We start from the raw sequence: 3,021 nt of genomic DNA, 5'->3' as shown, positions 1-3,021 counted from the left end.
AGCTTCTGATTGTCCGCGAAGCAAATTCTGCGTGGATTGGTGAAATTAAATCGAACAATAGTTGTGTGGTTACATCAAAGATGGATAATGTCACTAGCGGCCATTGTCCAAGATGCTCAAAAGAATTTAGATATTATTGCCCATTGGATTCAATAAATTGCGATCAATATGTTACCGCAAAAGGCATGGGATGGAGTGTGGGATCTTCTGCCAGATATTTTAATAAACACCAACCAAGCCGCCGAAACCTGCCTTACGGCGGGAAATATATAGATATTAAAGGATTGAGTGGGGCAACCTACAAATTTAAAAGAATTGATAAGATTACAGTAGTACCATTAGAAGAGAATTTTTCTGCTTATGCAGAGGCGAATTTAAGTAGTTCCGCAAATAAACATGAACTATTGCTGCGGATTGAGGGCGACGAAGGTTACGGGAATACCAAATTATCAACAAAAATGACATATCAAGAAATTAAAAAGATTGCTGGTCCTATCGGATTTGTATTGCCCAAACCGAGTCTCTATTTTAACAACAATTTGATTACAATCGGGGGTAAAGACGGTCTTGCTCAGATAAGATATGCTTGCAAAAATTATGATTTTTTTTATATTAGTCTATTAAGAGAGGATCAATCATTAATTACTGGTTGTCTAATGGGATATATTGAAACAACCCAGCATTGGGCTCTTTATGAAGACTTAAAATTCTTAGGCATTGATATTCCAAAAACAATGTTGCTTCACTTCTGCAATGGTGTTCCTTTATCTCTGGATCCAGATAAAATTAGCAAAGTAAAAGTTGTTTCAAATACATATACAAAACATACAGAGGTTTTATATCCAAATCGATTCATAGGCCCAGGAGAGAAACAACATAGATTTATTGTCAGAGAGCCTGCACATCATATTACAAGAATATTAAAACTGGCTGGGAACAAAAACTTTTGAAAAAATATAAAAAAATGATTGCCGAAATAATAATGTATTCTACATTTTTATCAATTCTATACATGACAGATTATTTTACTTTCTCTATTATAAAAAGACCAGAACAATATTTTCATATATATTTATATGCTGGTTTAATTATTATTGCAATTAGAGTTTTACTAAATATTTATGACTCTGTTTTTTTTTCAAAAAAAGTTGTTAGTTTTTCTGTTTTATAGGTATATATATAGGTGGAGTAACTTCGCTTGCTAAAAGGGGATAGGATAATGGCAAAGCTGAATAAGAAAACCAAAAAGACTACAATAACAAAGAACTATGAGGGCGCAAAAGCATATAAAATGAAGCCGGAGATGGAGCTATATACTCGTGTTGCGTCTTGTTTATGGCATGATGGCACCCCGTTTTACGGGGAGTATGGAGAAACAGAAAGAGCAATTATCGAGCTTGTAGGGAAGGTAGACCCTTCTTTTGCCGCGAAGCTTGCGGTCTACGCCAGGGAACGGCTAAATCTCAGAACGGTTCCTCAGGTCCTTTTGGTGGAGATTGCGAACAGAAAAGACCTTTACGGGCAGCCAAAGGATTATGTGGTTAGCGCAGGGAAAAGAGTTATTTCTCGCGCGGACGAGGTTGCAGAATGTCTTGCTTATCAAAAGACACGATACAAAGGCATCCCAAATTGTCTTCGCACTGCAATGAAAAACAAAATGAACTCTTTATCTGAATATGATGTTATGAAATATCAGAATCGCGGCGGAATGAAAATGGTCGATATTCTTAACCTTGTGCGTCCCAAGCCGGTAAATGATAAACAAAGGGCATTATTTGGTTATATAACCGGGGCAGATAATGTTGATATGGAACTCTTACCGAAACTTTCTGCTTACGAAAAAATGAAGAAGAAAAATAATGTAGATGAAGAGTTAATTGTTTTGTCGCGTGATGCAAATGCAACTTGGGAATTTATGATATCTAAGTTCGGAAATAAAAAAGAAATATGGGAATCTGCAAAACTTCCGTATATGGCAACGTTGCGAAATCTAAGAAACTTAATTCAGTCTGGGGTAGATATGACCCCACACTTAAATCTTCTAACTAATAAAGAAGCTATATTAAAGAGCAAACAATTCCCATTTAGATTTTGGTCTGCGTATAAAGAACTTGGTGGCAAGACGTTTACAAAATCAAGTTATTGGAATTCTTTTCAAGTTATTGCCCCAAACAATGTTTTAGACGCGATAAAAGAAGCCCTTGATATTTCAGCAGGGAATATGCCTAAATTTAGCGGACTAACTGCAATTTTTGTTGATGCGTCTGGATCTATGGACAACCTAATTAGCGCAAAAGGTAATGTCTTATATAGAGAAATAGCAGCAATTATGGCAGCGGCCATGAATGTTTCGTTTGATGATGTTATGGTTGGCGTTTTTGGAACGAATTACAAAACGGTGCCAGTTTCAAAAAGAGACTCCGTATTATCTAACGCAGAAAAAATATGTTCAGTCGATGTTGGCGGAAGCACCAATGCTCATAATGCAATAGACAATTTAATAGAAAAAGGGATTAATGTTGACAGAATCATTGTGCTTTCCGACATGCAGTGTTACTCAAGCCACGCATATTTCAGTTCATTTGACAATGCAACACTCAGGAGCTCATTTGAGAAATATAAAAAGTTTATTAATCCAGATGTAAAATTAATCTCAGTTGATTTGAATGGTTATGGGACAAGTCAATTTGCACAGTCAGACGCATCAGTCTTAACAATTGCGGGATGGAGCGACAAGATCCTTGATATTGTTAAAATTTGGGAAACAGACGCTGAAGACGCTATTGATGTAATTAATAAAATTGAGTTGTAATGTTTTGGGAATTTAAATGAATTGTTACTTCTTTATTGAAAAGAGCTGACACAATTCATAACTTCAATCCCACAATGCTGGTTTTGGTAGTAGAGTGATTCTGCCCGGGTCAGCGTAATCCGGTCAAGGCGGACACTTTGAGAGGTCGGAATGCTCGGCAGTGCTCGACAAGATGAATCTCTTGTCGTGTCCATTCCACTGTGACTATG

2 protein-coding genes are annotated in these 3,021 nt (G+C 36.6%); both read left to right on the top strand.

The features are described 5' to 3' along the window. Positions 1-950: hypothetical protein (locus M0R16_13385; GenBank protein ID MCK9613864.1), on the top strand; the 950-nt coding region annotated here is incomplete at its 5' end. A 269-nt stretch (positions 951-1,219) separates the two neighbouring features. After that, positions 1,220-2,812 carry a TROVE domain-containing protein gene (locus tag M0R16_13380; GenBank protein ID MCK9613863.1) on the top strand — a complete coding sequence of 531 codons (1,593 nt, stop codon included), beginning with the start codon at positions 1,220-1,222 and terminating at the stop codon, positions 2,810-2,812. The last annotated feature ends 209 nt before the right edge of the window (positions 2,813-3,021 follow it).

It is taken from the genome of Bacteroidales bacterium (assembly GCA_023228145.1).
In the GTDB taxonomy this organism is placed as follows: domain Bacteria; phylum Bacteroidota; class Bacteroidia; order Bacteroidales; family CAIWKO01; genus CAIWKO01.
Note: the sequence above shows the minus strand (reverse complement) of the source record. Positions and strands in the feature narration are given on the sequence as shown.